Annotated in this window: 18 protein-coding genes; 2 read left to right on the top strand and 16 right to left on the bottom strand. The window is 40.5% G+C overall.

Features of this window, described 5'->3' with window-relative positions; translation table 11 throughout:
- The first annotated feature begins 280 nt into the window (after nucleotides 1-280).
- Nucleotides 281-1,180 (top strand): nucleotidyltransferase family protein, encoded by a 900-nt coding sequence (locus BUA16_RS11530; RefSeq protein ID WP_072764901.1) that lies wholly within the window; start codon nucleotides 281-283, stop codon nucleotides 1,178-1,180.
- Between the two features lie 3 nt (nucleotides 1,181-1,183).
- Nucleotides 1,184-2,257, top strand: a complete 1,074-nt coding sequence (locus BUA16_RS11525) for a phosphotransferase enzyme family protein (protein WP_245795555.1) — start codon at nucleotides 1,184-1,186, stop codon at nucleotides 2,255-2,257.
- Between the two features lie 64 nt (nucleotides 2,258-2,321).
- On the opposite strand, the gene BUA16_RS11520 is transcribed toward BUA16_RS11525, so the two are convergent.
- The 16 genes from BUA16_RS11520 to BUA16_RS11445 all read right to left on the bottom strand — a co-directional run bounded on the left by BUA16_RS11520 (nucleotide 2,322) and on the right by BUA16_RS11445 (nucleotide 20,800).
- Entirely contained in the window at nucleotides 2,322-3,344 is a 1,023-nt protein-coding gene (locus BUA16_RS11520; protein WP_072764900.1) for a LacI family DNA-binding transcriptional regulator, read from the bottom strand.
- 136 nt (nucleotides 3,345-3,480) lie between these two features.
- Nucleotides 3,481-4,806: a xylose isomerase gene (gene xylA / locus BUA16_RS11515; protein ID WP_072764899.1), complete on the bottom strand. Its 1,326-nt coding sequence runs from the start codon at nucleotides 4,804-4,806 to the stop codon at nucleotides 3,481-3,483.
- Nucleotides 4,807-4,817: 11 nt separating this feature from the next.
- A complete protein-coding gene (locus tag BUA16_RS11510) occupies nucleotides 4,818-6,299 on the bottom strand; it encodes a xylulokinase (protein ID WP_072764898.1) in 1,482 nt (493 codons plus the stop codon).
- Nucleotides 6,300-6,673: 374 nt separating this feature from the next.
- Entirely contained in the window at nucleotides 6,674-7,258 is a 585-nt protein-coding gene (locus tag BUA16_RS11505) for a precorrin-2 dehydrogenase/sirohydrochlorin ferrochelatase family protein (protein WP_072764943.1), read from the bottom strand.
- A gap of 18 nt (nucleotides 7,259-7,276) precedes the next feature.
- Nucleotides 7,277-7,861: a DUF4202 domain-containing protein gene (locus tag BUA16_RS11500; RefSeq protein WP_072764944.1), complete on the bottom strand. Its 585-nt coding sequence runs from the start codon at nucleotides 7,859-7,861 to the stop codon at nucleotides 7,277-7,279.
- A gap of 264 nt (nucleotides 7,862-8,125) precedes the next feature.
- Complete coding sequence (locus tag BUA16_RS11495) at nucleotides 8,126-9,325, bottom strand: glutamate-5-semialdehyde dehydrogenase (protein WP_072764897.1); 1,200 nt, start codon at nucleotides 9,323-9,325, stop codon at nucleotides 8,126-8,128.
- Between the two features lie 111 nt (nucleotides 9,326-9,436).
- A complete protein-coding gene (gene proB / locus BUA16_RS11490) occupies nucleotides 9,437-10,207 on the bottom strand; it encodes a glutamate 5-kinase (protein WP_072764896.1) in 771 nt (256 codons plus the stop codon).
- Nucleotides 10,208-10,210: 3 nt separating this feature from the next.
- Nucleotides 10,211-11,017 carry a pyrroline-5-carboxylate reductase gene (gene proC, locus BUA16_RS11485; protein WP_072764895.1) on the bottom strand — a complete coding sequence of 269 codons (807 nt, stop codon included), beginning with the start codon at nucleotides 11,015-11,017 and terminating at the stop codon, nucleotides 10,211-10,213.
- Nucleotides 11,018-11,608: 591 nt separating this feature from the next.
- Nucleotides 11,609-12,919, bottom strand: a complete 1,311-nt coding sequence (locus BUA16_RS11480; protein WP_178338873.1) for a TRAP transporter large permease — start codon at nucleotides 12,917-12,919, stop codon at nucleotides 11,609-11,611.
- Nucleotides 12,909-13,397, bottom strand: coding sequence for a TRAP transporter small permease (locus tag BUA16_RS11475; protein ID WP_072764894.1), 489 nt, complete (start codon nucleotides 13,395-13,397; stop codon nucleotides 12,909-12,911). Before BUA16_RS11475 ends, BUA16_RS11480 begins: the two co-directional genes overlap by 11 nt.
- On the bottom strand, nucleotides 13,397-14,392 hold the full coding sequence (locus BUA16_RS11470; RefSeq protein ID WP_072764941.1) for a TRAP transporter substrate-binding protein: 996 nt from the start codon (nucleotides 14,390-14,392) through the stop codon (nucleotides 13,397-13,399). Before BUA16_RS11470 ends, BUA16_RS11475 begins: the two co-directional genes overlap by 1 nt.
- Nucleotides 14,393-14,573: 181 nt before the next feature.
- Nucleotides 14,574-15,776, bottom strand: coding sequence for a mannonate dehydratase (gene uxuA, locus BUA16_RS11465; RefSeq protein WP_072764893.1), 1,203 nt, complete (start codon nucleotides 15,774-15,776; stop codon nucleotides 14,574-14,576).
- A gap of 3 nt (nucleotides 15,777-15,779) precedes the next feature.
- Nucleotides 15,780-16,598: an SDR family oxidoreductase gene (locus tag BUA16_RS11460; protein WP_072764892.1), complete on the bottom strand. Its 819-nt coding sequence runs from the start codon at nucleotides 16,596-16,598 to the stop codon at nucleotides 15,780-15,782.
- Nucleotides 16,599-16,719: 121 nt separating this feature from the next.
- The gene (locus BUA16_RS11455) at nucleotides 16,720-18,108 is read right to left on the bottom strand and encodes a putative oxidoreductase C-terminal domain-containing protein (protein WP_072764891.1); all 1,389 of its coding nucleotides are present in this window, start codon (nucleotides 18,106-18,108) and stop codon (nucleotides 16,720-16,722) included.
- Nucleotides 18,109-18,132: 24 nt separating this feature from the next.
- Complete coding sequence (locus BUA16_RS11450) at nucleotides 18,133-19,509, bottom strand: Gfo/Idh/MocA family protein (RefSeq protein WP_072764890.1); 1,377 nt, start codon at nucleotides 19,507-19,509, stop codon at nucleotides 18,133-18,135.
- A gap of 64 nt (nucleotides 19,510-19,573) precedes the next feature.
- The gene (locus tag BUA16_RS11445) at nucleotides 19,574-20,800 is read right to left on the bottom strand and encodes a DUF6807 domain-containing protein (RefSeq protein WP_072764889.1); all 1,227 of its coding nucleotides are present in this window, start codon (nucleotides 20,798-20,800) and stop codon (nucleotides 19,574-19,576) included.
- Between the last annotated feature and the right edge of the window lie 25 nt (nucleotides 20,801-20,825).

The raw sequence follows: 20,825 nt of genomic DNA, 5'->3' as shown, positions 1-20,825 counted from the left end.
TTGGGGATAAAACATGACAACTGTCAGGTTACCGTCTCGATTATAATTGCAGCATTAAAAGTAAAAGGCCAAATTACCTATTGCAGCCCATTAAATTTCATGTATTTACCATGGCATCTTGAGTGCTTTCTAAGGATTTGAATCTATAAAATCGGCTTATTTTAAAATATTCACAATTCCTAAAACAAATCTTAGATAATGATAAAAATTTGGAAATCATGTGATTTCAGGAGACCTTTACCATAAAAACCATATTTTTGCAAAATAAAAACTAGCAATTATGACATTACTTTTAATGGCAGCCGGAAATGGAAGCCGATATGGAAAACTAAAACAATTTGATGAACTTGGTCCTAAGGGCGAATTCTTAATGGAATTTAGTCTTCATGATGCACTAAATAACGGGTTTAACCATATTGTTGCCGTTACCAAAAAAGAAAATGTAACTTTTTTACAAGATTACCTTTCCGCTAGATTACCAGAAAACATTCAGTTGGATGTAGTTGCCCAAGAAGTTTCCGACCTTCCAGAAGGAGTTACCTTTAGTGGGGAGCGTGCTAAACCATGGGGAACTGCCCATGCCGTTTGGACCGCCAGAAACGTGGTTAAAGGGCCATTTGCCATTATCAATGCCGATGATTACTACGGTAAGGAAGCCTTTAAAAGTGCTGCCGATTTTATGAAATCGAATACCACTGATAAGACTTTTGGATTGGTAGCCTATACCCTTAAGAACACTTTATCCGAACACGGATCGGTTTCTAGAGGGGTTTGTACGGCAGAGAATGGAAAACTGACTTCTATCAACGAGCACACAAAAATAGAAATCAATGACGGAACGATTATAGATACTGATGCCAATGTAGAGTTTACAGGCGAAGAATTGGTAAGTATGAACTTCTGGGTATGCCATCCTTCTATTTTCGATTTCACTACGGAATACCTTAAAGAATTTATTGCCGACGAAAAAAATATTGCCAAGGGCGAGATTTACCTTCCTTTTGCCATAAAGGAAATGATCAGTCGCGATATGATCGATGCAGCTGTTATTCCATCGGACAGTAAGTGGTTTGGAGTTACTTATGCTAACGATAAAGATATGGCGGTAAGCGAATTACAGAAAATGACCGACACTAATGGTTACCCATCACCGATTTGGGAAGCTGCTCAGAAGGTATAAGCAATGATGGCTACAAAAAACGACACTATAAATGGGGTTTTGGGCAATTTTAGAATTGAACCAAAAGAATATCAATTACAAACCATTAACCAAGGGTATATCAACGACACCTATTTGGTGATGGACGGCACTACCCCTTTGTATATCTTTCAACGAATAAACCAAAATGTTTTTCAGGATGTGAAAGGCATTATGGATAATATAGAAGATGCCTTTTCTTATTTAGTCGATCCTAGCTATAGCACTATAGAATTGGTAAAAACCAAATCGGGCGCTACCTATTTTAATGAGGAAGAAGGAGGCTATTGGAGGTTAATGACCTATATAGGCAACTCAACGGCCCACAACACGACCACAGATACGAAAATTGCCCAAGAGGCAGGACGTATTGTTGGGAAGTTTCATCAATTGTTGGCCGATGCCAGTATAGAAAACTATGTAGATACCATTCCTCGTTTTCACGACCTGTCTCTTAGACAGCAACAGTTTGAGGAGGCTTTGGGAAATGCCGATCCTAAAAAACTCGACATCTCAAAGGATGCTATTGTTTTTGCCAAGAATACCTTGGAAAAACTAAAAGCCCTTAACAGTGCCGAATTGCCTTTAAGAGTTTGTCATAACGATACCAAATTAAATAATATTCTTTTTTCAAAAGAAGAAAACAAGGCCCTTTGCCTTATTGATTTGGATACGGTGATGAAGGGGTATTTTTACTATGATTTTGGTGATGCCATTAGGACTATCGCAAATACTGCCAATGAGGATGAACAAGACCATTCAAAAATAACTTTTGAGAAAAACTTGTTCGAGGCCTTTGTGGAAGGTTTGTCCGTAAATGGTGCTTTTTTAACTAAGGATGAAATATCTCTTTTACCCTGGGGAGCCGTTTTTATGCCGTTTATCCACGGTCTAAGGGCACTTACAGATTACCTTAACAATAATATCTATTACAAGGTTTCTTACGAGAACCAGAACTTGGACAGGTGTTTAAGCCTGTTCGATTTCACTAAAAAAGCCTTGTTACAAATTGATTATATGCAGGAAGTTGTTGAGAACAAACTAGTTCCTATACAGTAACTGTACAAATTTTATTGAAAAAGAGGCTGTTTTACTATTTAAAACGGCCTCTTTTTTCATATTCTTATTCCAACTTTTTAGTAGAATCGCGTACAATTAGGCTTGTTTTTATCACTTTGGTGGTATACGCTTCCGAGGGCGAAGAAGCTTCTATCCTATCGATCAGGATCTTCGCTGCTGTTTCTCCAATATAGGCTCCATGCTGACTGACCGAAGTTAATGCCGGGCTAACATACTTTGATAATTTGCCATTGGTAAACCCGATCATAGCAATATCCCCTGGAATCCTATACCCCCTAGATTTCAATAATTTCATTACCTCAACGGCCGTAATTTCATCCATGGCCATAATCCCGTCAACGGGTTTATAATTAAGCAGAAAAGCCATTAGAAGGTCCAGATCGTCATTCTTCCCTACCCTTACCACCAATTTATCGTCATAATCAATATGTGCCTCTTCCAAAGCTTTCCGATATCCTGCAACCCTAAGGCGACCAACACTAGAATGATCTATGGCAGAAACCACCGCTATGGTTTTACAGGCCGTATTTAAAAAATAGTTGGTTGTTTTATATCCCGCCTCAAAATCATCGACCACCACCTTATCACAGCAGATATCTTCTGAAACCCTATCGAACATTACCAACGGAATTTGCATTCCCAACAGGTCTTTAAAATGGCTCAGGTCGTTTTTAAACTGGGTTTCTTCGGCCATCGAAATGATCAATCCATCTACGGTCCCTGCACCCAAAAACTCTAGGGTTCTTACTTCTTTGTCATAAGATTCGTCACTAATACAACTCAGCAAATTATACCCTTTCTCTGTGGCTATTTTTTCTATGCCCGAAAACACTTGGGTGAAGAAATAATTTAAAATATTGGGTACGACTACCCCAATTGTTTTGGTCTTTTTGTTCAATAAGCTTAGGGCTATCTTATTGGGCCTATAATTGTTTTCCGTAGCATACGCACGGATTTTTGTTTTCAGGTCCCTACTCACCTCGTGGCTATCGTTAATGGCCTTAGAAACTGTAGAAACAGAAACATTAAAATGTTCGGCAATATCTTTTAAGGCAATTTTTCTCATATCAACATCGCTTTACAACAAAAAGCTGTTTAAAAAAGATTTTTAAACAGCTTCCTATGGAATCAAAGCGCTACTAATTTACCATTTTCCTGAAAAGCATTAGGGCTCATTGACAAGAAAATTACAGTTTCGCCACCTAAATATATTGATTGATGATATTCTCGAATAATTCTTGTTTTCCGCTTTGTAGCTTTAACTCGCCATTCTCCTGTGCGATCTTATAAAGGTCTTGTAATTGTAAGGCTCCATTCTCAAAATCTTTACCTTTGCCCGTATCAAAGGAGCTATATCTATTTTTACGCATACTCTCGTAGGCCGAAGAGCTTATGATTTTATCTGCTGTTATCAAAGCACGGGCAAAGGTATCTGCCCCTCCGATATGGGCATGAAAAAGATCGTCCATATCGGTAGAGTTCCTTCTTATTTTGGCATCAAAATTAACGCCTCCCCCCTGTAACCCACCTGCCTTTAAAAAGACTAGCATGGCTTCTGTGGTCTCCTGAATATTGTTAGGAAACTGGTCGGTATCCCATCCGTTCTGATAATCGCCCCTATTGGCGTCGATACTTCCCAACATTCCGGCTTTTGCCGCTACGGCCAGTTCGTGTTGAAAAGTATGTTGTGCCAGCGTAGCGTGGTTGACTTCTACATTGATCTTAAAATCCTTTTCCAAACCATATTCCCTTAGGAATCCTATGGCCGTTGCGGTATCAAAATCGTATTGGTGTTTGGAAGGCTCCATAGGTTTAGGTTCTATAAAGAAGGTTCCTTTAAACCCTTGTGCCCTCGCATAATCCCTGGCCATTGCCAAAAACTGTCCCATATGGTCTAGTTCGCGGCCCATATCGGTATTCAATAGGGACATATAACCTTCACGGCCACCCCAGAAGACATAATTCTCCCCTCCCAGGGCCATGGTGGCATCCAAGGCCAATTTAATTTGTCCGCCTGCCCTGGCCACTACATTAAAATCCGGATTCGTGGCTGCTCCGTTCATATATCGTGGATTGGAAAAACAATTGGCGGTTCCCCAAAGCAACTTAATGCCCGAGGCCGCTTTTTTTTCCTTGATATAATCGGTAATCGTCAGCAAACGTTTTTCCGATTCGGCAAAACTTGCTGCTTCTTGAATAAGGTCGAAATCGTGAAAACAAAAATAATCGAAGCCCATTTTACTAATAAATTCAAAGGCGGCATCTGCCTTATCCTTGGCCGCTTGAATTGGATCTGAAGATTGATCCCATTCAAAATTTTGTGTTCCAGGTCCAAATGGATCCGAACCTTGTCCACAGAAGCTATGCCAATACGCAATGGCAAATTTAAAATGCTCCCGCATGGTCTTCCCCGCCACTAATTGCTCTGGATTGTAGTATTTAAAAGCCAAGGGGTTGTCCGAATCCTTCCCTTCGTACTTAATTTCGCCAATACCTTTAAAGTATTCCTTATCGCCTAGTAAAGCCATCTTTCTTTTTTTTAACTATTAATAATTAGTTCCAATTCTCTCTTCCAAATGTCATAGGCCTTTAGGTAAGTTCCCTTATCCTTTAGCGGCCCATAAGTCTTTACGTGGTCATTTTTGAGGGTATAGGCACTAAACTCCTCAAACCCGCCTTCGTAAATTCCGGCTGCCCTAGCGGCTCCTATTGCTCCGGTGGTGTTGTAAATTTCAATGTCTTGAGACACCAAGGTTGCCAAGGTATTGGCGAATATTTCTGAGCGGAAAAGATTATCATTTCCTGCACGCATCACATCGATCGATATACCATCGGACATTAAAATTTCCATCCCATAGGCAAAAGAAAAGGCTATCCCTTCTAATGCCGCCCTACAGATATGTGCCTTGTTATGGATGTTTAGGTTTACATTCAGCAATCGGGTACCCACTTCCCTATTGTTCAACATCCGTTCTGCGCCGTTCCCAAAGGGGATCATACAAACACCTTCGGCCCCTACCGGAACTTTGGCCGCCAGGGCATTCATCTCTTCATAAGAATCCACATCCAAATTGTTCAGCAACCAACGGTACTGAATTCCGGCGCCATTTATATTTAACAATTTTCCAATTCTAGGGGTTTCCTTACTGTAGTTTACATGGGCAAAATTATTTACCCGTGTACTTTCCTTTCCGCTTATCGCCTGACTGACGGCATACACAACCCCCGAGGTACCTCCGTTTGCCGCTACTTCTCCAGGGTTAAATACATTTAAGGACAGGGCATTATTGGGTTGGTCCCCGGCCCTATAAAAAATAGGGGTCCCTATTTCCAAGCCGCTTTCCCGCGCGCCTTGGGCATCTACCTTTGCCTGTAATCCAAAGGTCGGAACGATGTCGGGGATAAGATCGGAAGAAATTCCAAAGTACTCCATCAACATAGCTGCAATATCATTCTCCTTAAAATCCCAAAAAACACCTTCGGAGAGTCCGGAAATGGTAGTGTTCATGATATGACTAAAGCGATAGGCTATATAATCGCCCGGCAACATTATTTTATGGGTCTTCTTATAAATATCGGGTTCATTTTCTTTAACCCATTTTAATTTTGAAGCCGTAAAATTTGCGGGCGAATTTAGCAAATGGGTCTTGCAACGATCTTCCCCTAGTGCCGCATAGGCCTGATGACCAATTTCAACGGCCCTGCTATCGCACCAAATAATGGATTTTCTCAAAGGTTCTCCTTCGCTATCGAGCATGACCAAACCGTGCATTTGATACGCAATACCGATTCCTTTAATTTGAGTTTCGGAAATTCCAAATTGCTGTTTTATTCTTTGTATCCCCTTACAACAATGTTGCCACCATTCCTTAGGGTCCTGTTCTGCCCAGCCTCTTTTAAGGGCCAGCATGCCCATTTCTTCTTCAGGTTGTTGAATTACCCCGACGGGTTTTCCAGTAGCCATAGCTACCAAAGCCACTTTAATGGAAGAACTCCCAATATCTAATCCTAAATAATACATACCCTTATTTTATACAACTCTCTATTTGGTGGGAATAAAAAGAATGTTACCCCTCTCTCAAATATATTACAATCCGGCTCATATACCGCTTTTAGGATAAATAGAAAAGCTCGGGACGGTATTCTATATTATTAACAGCATCCTACAGAACAGGGCTACCATACTGTATTTAAGACAATTACAACTGCCTCGTCCATAAAGAAAGGGTAACGAAAACGCTTTCGTAAAAGCATTTTTTATAGGAAAGAAAAGGGCACTAATTATTTGACTATACAAGCATCGTTTACCTTAGCCTATAGTTTGACACAATAGAATGTCTTGGGAAGAATGGCTTTGATCACCTAGAATATGGCCATTAAAAGAGGCCACTATCTTTACTCTTTTTTCTTGTTCACCAAGCCTTTGGTAAATTCATTCAAAGTCTCTACTTTTTCTTCAAAATCGCCTTTTATTGTTTTTCGGAATTCATTCAGGTTTTTAACCAAGTCGTCAATATTCTCTGGAATAACGTCCTCAAAAAATTGTCGTAAACGTTTCGCGGTAGTAGGCGATTTTCCATTGGTGGAAATGGCCACTTTTACGTTACCTTTGGTTACAATACCCCCCATGTAAAAATCGCATAAGGGAGGATTGTCGGCGACATTGACCAATATATGCCTGGCCCTACAATCGTGGTATACCTGTTCGTTAATTTCTACCTTATCGGTAGTAGCAATGACCATATGCCTTCCTTCCAAATAGGCAGGAGAATAGCTGTCCTTGGTAATTACGACATCGTGTTTCCTTGCCAATTCCAAGGTTTCTTCCAAATAATCCGGAGCCACCATCTCTACCTTGGCATGGGGACTAGATTTAAGCATAAAGGTAAGTTTCTCTAATCCAACATTGCCCCCTCCCACAATTAAAACATTCAATTGGGATACTTTTAAAAAAATAGGGTATAGTTCGTTCCGCTCCATCTTCATTGTCTTTGGGGGTTATGCCAATGCTTTCTTTATCAACCTCACACTTGTATCGGGAAGCGGTAGTTTCATTGCCGCCTCATGGCCTTGATCCGACATTTTGCGCCATGTTTTTTGAAGGATATCCACTAACTTTTCTTCTGGATGTTTTTTGGTGAAAGCATCAAAATAAAACTCTAAAAACACCAGACAAATCACATCTTCCAGGGTCTGGGTGTCTTCATTTTTCTTTAATTGTTTCTTTTCTAGCAAGAAAACAACCTTATCTATGGTTGTCTGGTCATACCCTACTTTTGTTAAGATGTCACTGGCTTTTTTTGCGTGAAACTTTTTAAGATCCTGTCTCCATCGCAAATACCCTTCCCGGTTCATTTCATAGGATTCTCTAGCAATTTCCCAACGACAAATATGCTGGCAACGGGCAGTTAGCTGCAGGGCCTCACTGGCATTAGGAGCAAAGGCATTTAATCTATCGGTCATACGCATGGCATATAGGAGTTCTTTGGGGTACTCCTTGCCCTGATACGTCTCGCTATTAGGGTCTAATGCATTGGCCTGGTCAAAAAGTTGAATTGCCTTTTTTAATTTGTCGTTTTCCATAATCATTGGTTAAATCTCTGATGGTATATCCTATACAAACCATACAATGGCAAGGTACAAAATAGCGCTAAAATCTAGGTTACCGAAGTAAAAAATAAGCTTCGATATTGTTATGTTATCTGCAAATTTTACCAACTGCTAGCATATTAATGATAAAATCATTGAAAACTTTAGTTTCTAAAAAATAAAAGCGGGGCAACGGCCCCGCTCTTATATGGTACTAGTACCATGCTGTATGTTAATTTTAAAGACACTAAGTTTGGGTTACACCCTTATTTGTCCATCTCCAAAAACATAGTATTTATTGGTCACCAATTGCTCTAAGCCAAGGGGACCTCTATGGTGTAATTTGTCGGTACTAATGGCCAATTCTGCGCCCACGCCCATTTGTCCACCATCGGTAAACCTTGTAGAGGCATTGTGATATACAGCGGCACTATCTACTTGGTCCATAAATTCCATGGCCAACTCCTGATCTTGGGTCATAATGGTTGCAGAGTGACCACCAGAATACTGATTAATCTTGGCTATAGCCTCTTCAATACTCGCTACCGCCCCAATAAGGCATTTCATTTCCAAGAACTCTTGGTACCACAGGGATTCTTCTACTATTTTAGCTTCAGTGGTCAACACTTGGCCTATGGTTTCGTCCACTACTAGGGAAACCCCTTGGTCTTTCAATATACTTGCTAGTTCCTTTATTTTGTTTTCATATTCTGGAATCCTAGTATCGACCAAAATTTTATCGAGCGCATTACAAGCCGATATTTTATCGGTTTTAGCATTGAGGATTACCTTGATGCTCTGTTCCCAGTTGGCATCTTTGGCTACATATAAAAAATTATTCCCCCTACCGCTGATGAGTACTGCACATTGGGCGTGTTCCTTTACAAATGCGATAAGACGTTCTCCTCCTCGGGGTACGATCAGGTCTAATTTCTCTGTAGGTTTTTTTAAGAACGCTTGGGTTTCTTCCCTGTTTAAGTGAAGCAACTTTATCCAATCGCTATCTAGATTATTTTCTTCCAAGGCCTGATGCCAGCACTCTTCCAATATTATATTGCTGTGAATGGCTTCTTTTCCTCCTTTTAAAAGAATTTTATTGTTGGCTTTAAAGGCCAACACGGCAGCTTCTATGGTCACATCGGGTCTGGACTCATAAATGATCATGATAGTTCCGAAAGGCGCTGTCTTGTTCTGGATTTTTAGGCCATTGTCCAAGTTTTTCTCGGACTTGACCTTCCCTACCGGATCTTCTTGTTGCATGACTTCCTGGACAGATTTGATCATTCCGTCTACTTTTTTATCATCGACGATAAGCCTATCGTACATAGCACGATCGCTCTTATCAAAAAGCTCCAAATCTTTTTTGTTCGCTTTTATAATATCGTCACGTCTGCGATCTAGGATATCGATCATAGACTGCAACACTTTATTTTTTATTGCTGTACTTATTAATTTCATATGTGTATGTGGATAATTATTGTTTTTTAACGGTCAAATGTAATGGATACATCTTCATTTGTCATTGCGACAAATTTTGAGAAGTGTTCATTTCATTCTTTAATTTAATAATTAAACCGTAACCTTAGTTCCTACGTCTTTTCCTTCTACAATATCGAGAATAACTCTCTTCCATTTACCATTCGCAATATAAGTAGGAATATTTTTGGAAGCGGTCTTCTTGGCGATCTTTAATTTAGATTCCATTCCGCCTCTTCCTTCGGCTTCTCCTTTTTCAATGGTTTTAATATACTTCTCTACATTTTGATCCACCGTTACGTTGCTTATGACTTCGGTATCGGCATCATCTGGATGCCCGGTAAAAAGTCCGTCAGTATCCGTTAAAATTATCAGTTTATCGGCATTGGTCAACTCGGCTACCAAACTGGCCAGCTCATCGTTATCAGAAAACATAGATTTTGTCAGCGTAACGGCATCGTCCTCATTCACAATAGGCACTACCCCTTGAGACAGTAGCCCTTCATAACAATTGATCATATTTTCTCGGTGAATTCCGGGATTAAAGTCCCTCTTGGTCGCCAGTACCTGAGCACATTTCATTCCATAGTCCTGGAATATATTGTAATAATGACGCATCATTCGTGGTTGTCCTATGGCGGAATACACCTGTCTCCGTGTTGCCTGATCGGTAAGGGTACTTTCTCCCATGACCTCCATTCCTGCGATCACAGAACCCGAAGACACCAGGATAGACATAATATCCTTATCATAGAGTTCGGCAATTTGTTGTACGAGGTGATCTAAAACTGGTTTTACAATTCTGTTGTCCTTGTTGGTCATTACATTGGTACCAACCTTTATAACTATTCTTTGTTTGTACATGTTTTATTTGTCTTTACCTAGTTCAACTGCCCTGTTAAATGCTGAATAAGCAGCTTCTTTAATTAACTCCTTTACATTATTGTCTTCCATAGAATCCAATGCGGCCCGGGTAGTACCTCCTTTAGAAGCTACTTTCTCCATCCACGAGTTTGGTGAGAGATCGGATTGGTTAAACAATTCAACAGCTCCTTCAAAGGTATGGCTCACCAACACCTTACTATCGTTTGGAGAGAAGCCCATTTTTAAAGCCGCTTCCATCATACTTTGCATAAAATAAAAGACGTATGCCGGTCCACTACCGGAGATTCCCGTGGAGGCATCGATAAAATTTTCGTTGCTAACCAATAGGGATTTTCCCGTGGTGTCCAATAAGTTTTCTATGGTCAATAACTCAATCCGACTTACTTCATCGGCAGCGGTATAGGAGGTAACCCCTTTTCCTATCTGTGCCGGCAAATTAGGCATGGCCCGCACTACTTTTGGAATTCCGGTAGCTTCCTGCATGGTTTTAATAGTTACCCCGGCCATAATAGAGATGATAATCTGACCTGGTTTTCCCAAATCATTTATCTTTTTGAACAATTCATCACTGTGATAAGGCTTTACTGCGATGAAAATTAAATCTGCTAAAGGAAGACAATCTTCCAGGTTTTCATAAACATCAAAATGTGAAATCTTTTTTAAGGATAAGGTTTTTTCATGGGAACTGTCCAATATCATTAAATTTCTCTTTTTTAAAAGTTTTGATTTGGACATTGCTTGTGCATATGTTAAGCCCATGTTTCCTGCACCTATTACTAATACTTTCATGTAAAATTTTTAGTTTATACTTAATTTACACTCCATAATGCACAAAAATGATGCGAATCCCAAATTATACCCATAGAGTTTAACTGTATAGACGCTATTACTATAGATAAAACCAATACAACCGTGTTAGAGACCATTATACTTGCCCTGAGGGATTCTAGTGTTTTTAGACTAATTTGTTAAATATGTTAAAAATTTAACAATACAGAAACCATCTCTCCTAGTCAACCATAGTATTGGCAGAATTACTGCCATAAATACAAACCAACTTTTGACGAAGAATTACAGCTAGTATTGAACTTTCTATTGCGGTCATAGAAATAAGTAACAGATATAAGGCTATAGAGCAACCGCAATTCATAGGAAGATATTTATTGTTTTTTTCAAGGACGGATGTAAACCGTATAACCTCATTCGCATTTGCGACCGGAATATGGTCATGCTCATTTCAGGAGAAAATTTACCTGCAATAAAATAGGCTCATGAGGTATTATTTCAGAAAAGTATTCTACAACAAGACCTCATTAGCCTTTCTTGGAACAAGTAGGTTTCTAGAAGCCCCCAAGCAGTCCTTCCTTTTATTTTTATCCCTTAATCTATCAATCCAAATACTCTGGGAAGCCATAAGGAAAGTTCTGGGATATAGGTAAGGAGCAACAATACCAGGGCCATTCCCCCCAATAGTGGCAATAATGGTTTAATTACTTTGGTCACGGGTACCTTGGCCACGCCACTACCCACAAAAAGAAGGGTACCAACGGGCGGAGTACAGACCCCAATACATAAATTGAGAACCATTATCATTCCAAACTGCACCGGATGTACCCCCATTGTCATCACTACCGGTAAAAAAATAGGGGTAAAAATCAGCACTGCTGGCGTCATATCCATAAAAGTCCCTACTACCAGCAGGGTAATATTGATAAACAACAGCACTAAAAAAGGATTGTGAACAACCTCTATAAGAAATCCGGTTAAGGATTGAGGGATAGATTCAAAGGAAAACAACCAAGACATGGCCATAGAGGTAGCAATCAAAAACATCACGATGGCCGTCGTTTTAGCACTTCTTAATATTATAGGTCGAAAATCTTTTACCGACAGTTCTTTGTTTATAAAACCGAGCAATATGGCATATACCACTGCTATAGCTGCTGCTTCGGTTGCCGTAAAGACACCAGCTACGATACCTCCTACCACTATTACTAACAAGGTAAGGCTTAAAACAGCATTCTTAAAGTCGAGCAGCAGCTGCTTAAGCCCCACTTTTTCTTCTCTTGGCAAGCCTTTCTTTTTGGCATAAAAATAGACCATTGTCATCAGCGTAATTCCTACCAACAGACCTGGAATATAACCGGCAATAAACAATGCGGCCACGGAAGCCGTTCCGCCACTTGCCAGGGCAAAAATAATTAGCACATTACTTGGAGGAATTAGCAGTCCGGTGGTAGAGGAACTAATATTTACCGCCGCACTGAACTCTCTAGGATACCCATCTTTTTCCATTTTATCGGTCAGTGTACTCCCTATGGCCGATGCCGCGGCAATGGCCGAACCAGAAATAGCCCCGAACAGCATGGCCGAAATAATATTAACGTAGGCCAGTCCACCTGGGAAACTACCAATAAGCGATTTGGCAAAGGCGATTAATCGGTTTGCTATGCCTCCCCGATTCATGATTTCACCTGCTAAAATAAAAAAGGGAATGGCCAAAAGGGCAAAATTATCGATCCCTGTAGTCATACGTTGACTTACGGTCGTCGTAGCAGGCATATAAGAAATATTCATCAGTAAGGTGATGGTCGTAGAAATACCAATGGCATAGGCCACTGGCACCCCATAGGCCAATAGGCCCATAAAGCTAACAAACAACACTATTATACTTAGGGTTTCAATGCTCATTTCGGTTGGGATTTAGGGTTATTGTCAGGTGATAAATAGAAAAAAATATGATCAGTAATCCGCTTATGGGAACAATCGCATACACATATCCAAGGGGTACCAAGAGTGCTGGTGAGATCTGCCCTAACTTTAAAACGGTATACATCAAATTACCGCCACCAATAACCATCACTACCAAGGCAAACAGGGCCATTAACACCTGTATCACTTTTAATCTTTTCCGTTGTTTTTCTGGACTGAGTTTCGCCAATAAAAAATCCATGGACAGGTGTCCTTCCTTACTACCGTTGATATAAGCAGCTCCCAAAACCGTCAACCATATAAGCGCAAAACGGGCAAACTCTTCAGTAAAAGAACTAGACTGGCCGATAAGGTATCTTGAAACCACTTGCCAAACAACATCTATTACCAACAGACCAAATATCAACACCAACAGGGCCTCTATGGCCTTATTTATAATTCGAAACAATATGTGCATTAGTAGGTATTTATTTTTTGGATTAATGTATTCATTTTAGGATCCTTCATCAGCTCTTCCATAATAGGTTTGCTCTTCTCGGAAAAGAGGGATTTATCGGGGTAATGAATTTGAACATTTGCTTTTTTAAGCACCTCCATATTTTCCTTCACTGTTTCTTTCCAATAGGCCTTTTCTTTGGCCACACTTTCGTCTGCCGCAGCTTGCAGCCATCCTTTTTCGGTTTCGCTTAGGGTATCCCAAAATTTGGTCCCTACCACCACTACATCAGGAATCATACTGTGTTCGTCTATGGTATAATACTTGCATATTTCGTAATGGTTGGAAGTAACAAAGGAGGGCACATTATTTTCGGCCCCATCGACCACCCGTTGTTGTAGGGCCGTATACAATTCGCCATAAGCCATGGGGGTTGCCGACCCTCCTAATGTATTTACCATTTGCACGGACATCTGATCGTTCATCACCCGTATTTTTTTTCCTTTTAAATCCTCTGGTGTTTTTACAAATCCATCCAAGGTATAAAAGCTTCTACTACCGGCGTCGTAAAAACATAGTCCTCTCAATAAGAACTCGCTTCCTCCCTCCAATATTTTTTTTCCCAATTCCCCTTCAAGGACACTGAATAAATGTTCGCTATCGCGAAACAAATAGGGAACGCCAAAAACGCGATATTCCGGGGCAAAATTAGACATGGAAGCAGCACTCACTTTTGTCATGGCCACACTGCCAATTTGCAAAAGTTCTAACATCTCTCGTTCGGATCCCAACTGCCCGTCGGGAAATATTTTTATCTGTAGTTTCCCTCCCGACTTTTCGTTCAATAATTTTTGCATTTCCAAAATACCCTTATGTACCGGATGGGTAACAGGTAGGGAATGGGCAAAAAAGAGCGTTTTATGCTCTTTTATATTCGAACAAGCGGATAGTCCCAATATAAAAACCCCAAAAAGGACACCTATTATTTTTCTCTTTATGGCCTTACAATTTTGCATATAGTTCATTTTCTTCTTTGCTAAATATAACAACCCTAGCATATTAATCATTACACTTCACCACACTCCCCCTCAATTAGACCTGTTACCCCCTCTTTAAACATCCAATTGCTCCCTTTTCTTTTTTATTCTTCCCTAGGAAGATCCCTCCCCTTGTAAATAGCTACTCCTATAGGATAACTTATAGCTGCTTTAGCAACACTTCCCTTAGTCCTATTTCTAAGCCATGGAGTTCTGCCATCCCTTTTGCTCTTCCAAGGAGGGAATAGCCAGGGTAAAATTGATCCTTTCTCTTTTTATCATCTAGCAAAAGATGTCCATGATCTGGTCGTATAGGAATTGCGACCCCCTCTAATCCATTTTCATGTCTTCGAAGCTGCTCCTTTAGTATTTGGAGCATTACCCTCCCCATAGGAATAGAGCCATCCAAATGTGCGGCTTCATAAAAGCGGCCCTCATTTTCCCTGGTAATATTTCTTAGGTGAATAAAATGGATTTGCTTTCCAAAATCTTGTATAATTTTAGGTAGATCATTGCTCGCTATGGCTCCTAAGGAACCCGAGCAAAAGGTTAATCCGTTACAAGGTGATGGATAAGAATTTATAATAAACTGGAGATCTTCGTAGGTTGAAGCAATACGGGGGATACCGAAAACAGAAAAAGGTGGGTCATCTGGGTGTATCGCCATTTTAACACCTAATTTTTCGGCTTCTGGGATAACTGCCCTTAAAAAATAAGCAAGATTTTCCTTGAGTTGTTCCCTTCCAATTTGGCTTACCTCTTCCAAGGTACTTTTAAAAACCTCCATGGATATAGGTTCTTTAGAGCCGGGCATTCCGGCCAAAATAGTCTTTTCCAAGTCAAGACGTCCTTGAGCATCCATACCATTAAAATACACTTCGGCCCTTTTTATAATTCCGGCATCATAAACCGCCTTCGCATTGTTTCTTTTTAATATAAACAGATCAAAGGCCGCAATGGCCAAAGGATCGTACAATAAGCTTATAGCTCCGGTAGGCAGTTGATAATTAAGATCTGTTCTTGTCCAATCTATGAGCTGCATAAAATTATAACAGACCGTATAGATTTTATTCTCAGCTAAATTTTTAAGGGTTTCAATATAATTTTGAATATAGGCGTCCCTTTCTGGAAGCCCATATTTTATAGCCTTGTGAATGTTTACGCTTTCTACAACCACCCACTCCATATCATGAGATTCAATCTCAGCTTTTAGGGCGGCAATGGTTTCCGTAGGCCACACTTCTCCCGTAGGTACTTGGTGGCAAGCGGTTACAATCCCATTAATTCCTAACTCTTTAATATTTTGTAAGGGCACGCCAAAAGACGGACCAAACCAACGGAATGTTTTCTTTAATAACTCCATTCTCTAAACACCTGAAAAAGAACTAAAACCACCATCTACTTCATACACACTACCGGTTACAAAAGAAGCGGCATCGCTAAGTAGATAATGAACCATCCCATTCAGTTCCGAGGTGTCTCCAAAGCGATCCATTGGGGTATTTGCTATAATTTTTTCACCTCTATCGGTATAAGACCCATCCTCGTTGGTCAACAATTTTCTGTTTTGATTCCCAATAAAAAATCCTGGAGCTATTGCATTGACCCTTAATTTATCGCTGAATTTTGAGGCTAGTTCATTGGCCATCCATTTGGTAAAAATATCAACCCCAGCTTTGGCCATGGAATACCCTAGTACCCTAGAAATAGTTTGCTTGGCAGCCATGGAGGATATATTTACAATGCTTCCGTATCCTTGTTCTGCCATTATCTCACTCAATACAATGGTAGGGATAACGGTTCCCATCAAATTTATATCCAATACTTTATGGGTGTCTTCTAGTTCAATATCATAGATAGTCTGCTCCGGACTTAGGGTAGCCCCAGGGATATTGCCCCCGGCCAGATTCACTATTCCATCTAATTTGCCAAACTTGGCAAGTATTGCTTCTTTGACTAATTTTAATTCCGTTTTATTCAGGACATCGACCACAAAGAAGTGGGCACTGTCGGGACGAAGATCATTTAACTCTTGGCATTTGGCCTTCAGTTTATCTTCGGACCTACCCAATAATAGTACCGTAGCGCCATTATCTACCAAATAGGTTGCGATAGAACCTCCCAAAGATCCAGTACCGCCAGACAAAACGTATATTTTATTAACTATGGAAAAAAGTGAATTCATTTATATAAATTATGCTAATTATTTTTAAAAGATTAAGGTAAAACATATGATTCACTAAACCGTGAGTTTTCAAATATTTTACTAATTGTGACATTGTATGGTATCGTCTAAGCCTGCCCGTTTAATTACTTCCTTCTTCTTTAGCCATTTTATACCCTTCCATAGTTGTATAATATTTGGTGAGCATATTAGGCACTTCCCAAGCTGGCAATTCCCCAGCTTCTAAATACCTTAAATAGTTTTTAGTAACTTGAGCAAAATGAGCCTCGTGTCCTATTTTGAAATCTTCAGGAATATTGATTTTCCATGTATTCTCGGCAATTTGTTCGGCTGTTGTCCCTGGAAAAACCTCAGCAACCTCTTTTTTCAAGGCTTTTGACAAGGCTTGTTCCAAAGCTGTATTGTTCTTGGATCTTACATAGAGTACAGGTTTATAGTTCTCTGCTTCCCCTTGCTTTATTATTAGGTCGCTTTTAGACCCCCTCATTATACTATAGTGAGTATCGCCAGTACCTTCGGGTGCCTGATAATTCCATATCACGGAAACCTTGGCATACTTGCCTTTAATCTTATACAACATTTCCCCATTACAATAAACATTAAGTCGATTGTCCTTCACATCTTTTTGAAGAAAATCCGGGAATTCCGATTTTTTGGTAACATCTGTAAATTGATCCAAGCTCAGCACAGTAGGCCAACGTTTGGCACTAAGCATTTCTATATCGGAAGGATGCACGACTTGTTCGGGAAAAAGTCCCCATTGCACCAAATCTACCAAGTGGGTGGTTACGTCCACAATTCCTTCCCCTTCCTCATTGACATCGAAAAACCAATCTGGTCTTACCAGAGGTTTTCCAGAGACCTGCTTAAAAAAGTGATGCACACTTTCTTTGCTGATTGCGGGCTCTTCTGGAGTTCCTTCCAATAACTCCCCAAATATTTTTGGCAAGGAAGAGAACTTTTTCTGCATGGACGTAGTCGCTTCGAAACGCTCGGTCATAATATCATAGATAATAACCCCCTTTTCCTCTGCTATTTTAAAAGCCTCCACCAATTTCTGGTATCCTTCCGGATTTATCACCAATGGCTTATCGGCATAAACATTGAGTCCGGCCTTTACGGCTTCCAAAATATAATCTATTTTCTTGGAGTTTTTTCCGGCCACAACCATGACGTTCCCTGGTTTCTGGGCTATCATCTTCTCTAAATAATCTGCCCCCAAATATTTATCAACCTTCCAAGCCGTTGGTTTTTCCTCTCTGTTATTATAGGATTTTATTTTATCTAAAAAATCGGCTACTTCTGGTCCATCTGGAGCAAATACATAGATGGTAGAATCTACCCGATCGTACATGGTCTTTTGAACTAAGGCTGCATGAAAATGCCCAGGGTCCAAGGTCATTAATTTGACCTTGGCCGAGTCATCCTTATGCGTCATCTTCTTTTTTTCAGGCCCTTCGGCACAGGCAAAACCCAAAGAGACCAATAGTACTGCTGTTATTTTTCTCATCACCAATTAACGGTTTGTTTTCTATTAGACATTTACATAATTGGTTCCGTAAGGAGCGCGTTGTTTTCTACTTAGCAAGGCGTTTGCTTCATCGTCGTTTACAAACATTTCCTTTTCGTTATCCCACTCCAACTTCCTGTCAAATTGCATGGCAATGTCACTAATCAAACAAGTTACACAGGCCTTGTGTCCTTTTTCTATGGACGAAATAGGTTCTTTTCGAGTCTTGATACAATCTAGCCAATTTCCGTGCTGATCGTCTATTTTGTATAAATGTGTCTCATTTGCTCCTATCACCGATTCCAATATTTTAGGATCGGAGGCATTTAAAGCTTGACTACTTTTCTCTTTATCTACCGGATCTGAAGCTGAAGCCGTATAGGCACCACGGGACACGAATATCCATCCATCTTCCCCGATATATTTAATCCCATTAGTGTATCCACCACTTGTATAAACAGTAATTCCCTTTTCATATTCGTGTTTCACAAAGAAATCTCCATGCACGTTCCATAATCCAGCCTTGGGAAACTCTGCCAATGCTTCTACGGAGATCGGCCCTGTATGTTCCGTATCCATTCCCCAAGCAGCAGAATCGTAATGGTGTTGTCCCCAACCAGTAATCATCCCGGCGCCATAGCTTCTAGAGCGCAACCATCCGGGCCTGCTATATCCTTTTTGCGGATGTACTCCAATCTCGGTATACGGTACCTCTGGTGTTGATCCCAACCACATATCAAAATTCAAATTACTAGGCACGGGCATAGGTGTTGCTTCGGGACCTGCAGGATCGCCCGGCAGTCCGATTTTTACTGTGTGTAATTTCCCTATACGACCATTTCTTACCAATTCCGCGGCGATTCTGAATTGAGGCATGGCCCTTTGTTGTGTCCCCACCTGTAAAATAGCACCTGTTTTTTGTATTGCTGCACGCAACTGTTGTCCTTCTCTTACGGTGAGCGATGTAGGTTTCTGCAGATAGATGTCCTTTCCTGCCAAAGCCGCCTCCATAGCTGGTTGGGAATGCCAGTGATCTGGAGTACTAATCATTACGGCATCTATGTCTTTGTTCAGTAACATTTCGCGGTAATCATCGTACACCTTGGTGTTCATGTACTTATTTTTCCCTGTCTTTTCTTTATAGTATTTATCTACCAATATCTTTGCATCGGCAGCTCGGTTAGAATCTACATCGCAAACTCCAACAACACGAGCCTGATCAAAACGAATGGTATCCCGAATATCGTGATCACGGGCAATTCGTCCACAACCAATTTGTCCTATATTAATTTTATTGCTCGGGGCATTTTTCCCAAATACACTTGCGGGAACAATGCTGGGGAACCCTACCACAGCGGCCGTGGTCAACAGGGAGTTATTAATAAACTTTCTTCTTTGCATCTTTCTGTTTTTTTATATGTTGTTAATTTGTTAGGCTGCATATCCAATGAACATGCTCTATTATCTATTCTATTATTATTTCTGGTGTCTCAGCAAAGTGTTTCCAATAAGTTTCGGCTTCTTCCACGCTAAGCTTTCCCTCAAAAACTACCATTCTATACCGTAATCGATACTCTTTAGAGGGTTCTATTTGCCACTCTTGGTGGCGAATCGGGCAAAATTCAAAAAACATATCTCCCCTTCCCTCGTTACCATCAATAGGCCAAACGCGCATGGGCTCGGGATGGGACTTATTTTCGGGCTTGCTTAGAAACAAAACACCGTTCGTGCCCTTACCATCGGCTGATTCTCCGCTTACCATGCACCACCGAGCGTTGCTACCATCTGCAGTGAGACGATCCTTGCCCTCGGAGGTAAGCACCGAACAATTATCTTTATTCCAGCGTTCCGTAAAACGCATACCAAGTCCACCGCCATAACGATAGGCCTCAAAGAGAACGCCATTTTCCAAAGGAGAACTAAAGCTAGTGGTGTAATCTACCATATATCTATCGGCACGCTCCAAATCCCAGACTTTGACTTCCAAATCTTCGTTCAGGGCTATTTGCTTATCCTGAGCAGCCTTTAAGTTAATATGTTTTTGCCGTACACTAAACCCGCCATACGCCTTTCCTGAACTCGCCCAATTAAAATCGTCAAAAAGAACAGTGCCTTCTCCTTTTACAAGATTCCAAAAATCGACTCGCTCACCATCGATCTGTACATGTGTCCATGGCCCCCAAATACCATAGTGATGGTAATGATCTGGTGGCTGTATACGGCTAATCGTATCTCCATAAGGAGAAAGTAGCGGATGGATATAACCTGATTTTTTATATATGCTATCCACCCCTTTCGGAGGAAAGCTCATTCCATACCTATACGTTAGTAGGGGGGTGGAACCTTTCACCAATTGAAGGTTTCCATTGTCCTTAATCATTCTAATTTTTTCCAAAGCATGGCCACGACCTTCTTTCTTTACTAATTTATATGAACTGTTATTCATGGCGGCATGGACAAACCAAATGTTTTTTTGGTCATGATCAATTTGCAAGGGAAGCTGTTTACCGTCATTTATTAGGACCAAATTATCAAGGTCTTCCATTTCTCCTAGTCCTAAAGCTTCAATATTCAAGGAAATTGGCCGAGAAACAGCAACACCATCACCCGTTACAATTTTAAACTTATATGGTACCTTCTCGTTGCACGACAAAAACACACCTATTATAAAACTCAATAATATATACTTCATTTAAACGGCTTGAATGATGGAATTT

The organism is Arenibacter nanhaiticus, from assembly GCF_900141935.1.
Classification (GTDB): Bacteria; Bacteroidota; Bacteroidia; order Flavobacteriales; family Flavobacteriaceae; genus Arenibacter; species Arenibacter nanhaiticus.
The sequence above is the reverse complement of the archived record's forward strand: the minus strand, read 5'-3'. Positions and strand labels throughout refer to the sequence as shown.

Bases quoted from the DNA above. Each gene is read 5' to 3' on its own strand.
- uxuA (WP_072764893.1), bottom strand. From the start codon at position 15,776: ATGGAGTTATTAAAGAAAACATTCCGTTGGTTTGGTCCGTCTTTTGGC.
- BUA16_RS11530 (WP_072764901.1), top strand. From the start codon at position 281: ATGACATTACTTTTAATGGCAGCCGGAAATGGAAGCCGATATGGAAAA.
- BUA16_RS11475 (WP_072764894.1), bottom strand. From the start codon at position 13,397: ATGCACATATTGTTTCGAATTATAAATAAGGCCATAGAGGCCCTGTTG.
- BUA16_RS11505 (WP_072764943.1), bottom strand. From the start codon at position 7,258: ATGGAGCGGAACGAACTATACCCTATTTTTTTAAAAGTATCCCAATTG.
- BUA16_RS11480 (WP_178338873.1), bottom strand. From the start codon at position 12,919: ATGAGCATTGAAACCCTAAGTATAATAGTGTTGTTTGTTAGCTTTATG.
- BUA16_RS11500 (WP_072764944.1), bottom strand. From the start codon at position 7,861: ATGGAAAACGACAAATTAAAAAAGGCAATTCAACTTTTTGACCAGGCC.
- BUA16_RS11460 (WP_072764892.1), bottom strand. From the start codon at position 16,598: ATGAATTCACTTTTTTCCATAGTTAATAAAATATACGTTTTGTCTGGC.
- BUA16_RS11445 (WP_072764889.1), bottom strand. From the start codon at position 20,800: ATGAAGTATATATTATTGAGTTTTATAATAGGTGTGTTTTTGTCGTGC.
- BUA16_RS11525 (WP_245795555.1), top strand. From the start codon at position 1,184: ATGATGGCTACAAAAAACGACACTATAAATGGGGTTTTGGGCAATTTT.
- proB (WP_072764896.1), bottom strand. From the start codon at position 10,207: ATGTACAAACAAAGAATAGTTATAAAGGTTGGTACCAATGTAATGACC.
- BUA16_RS11495 (WP_072764897.1), bottom strand. From the start codon at position 9,325: ATGAAATTAATAAGTACAGCAATAAAAAATAAAGTGTTGCAGTCTATG.
- BUA16_RS11510 (WP_072764898.1), bottom strand. From the start codon at position 6,299: ATGTATTATTTAGGATTAGATATTGGGAGTTCTTCCATTAAAGTGGCT.
- BUA16_RS11450 (WP_072764890.1), bottom strand. From the start codon at position 19,509: ATGCAAAGAAGAAAGTTTATTAATAACTCCCTGTTGACCACGGCCGCT.
- xylA (WP_072764899.1), bottom strand. From the start codon at position 4,806: ATGGCTTTACTAGGCGATAAGGAATACTTTAAAGGTATTGGCGAAATT.
- proC (WP_072764895.1), bottom strand. From the start codon at position 11,017: ATGAAAGTATTAGTAATAGGTGCAGGAAACATGGGCTTAACATATGCA.
- BUA16_RS11470 (WP_072764941.1), bottom strand. From the start codon at position 14,392: ATGCAAAATTGTAAGGCCATAAAGAGAAAAATAATAGGTGTCCTTTTT.
- BUA16_RS11455 (WP_072764891.1), bottom strand. From the start codon at position 18,108: ATGAGAAAAATAACAGCAGTACTATTGGTCTCTTTGGGTTTTGCCTGT.
- BUA16_RS11520 (WP_072764900.1), bottom strand. From the start codon at position 3,344: ATGAGAAAAATTGCCTTAAAAGATATTGCCGAACATTTTAATGTTTCT.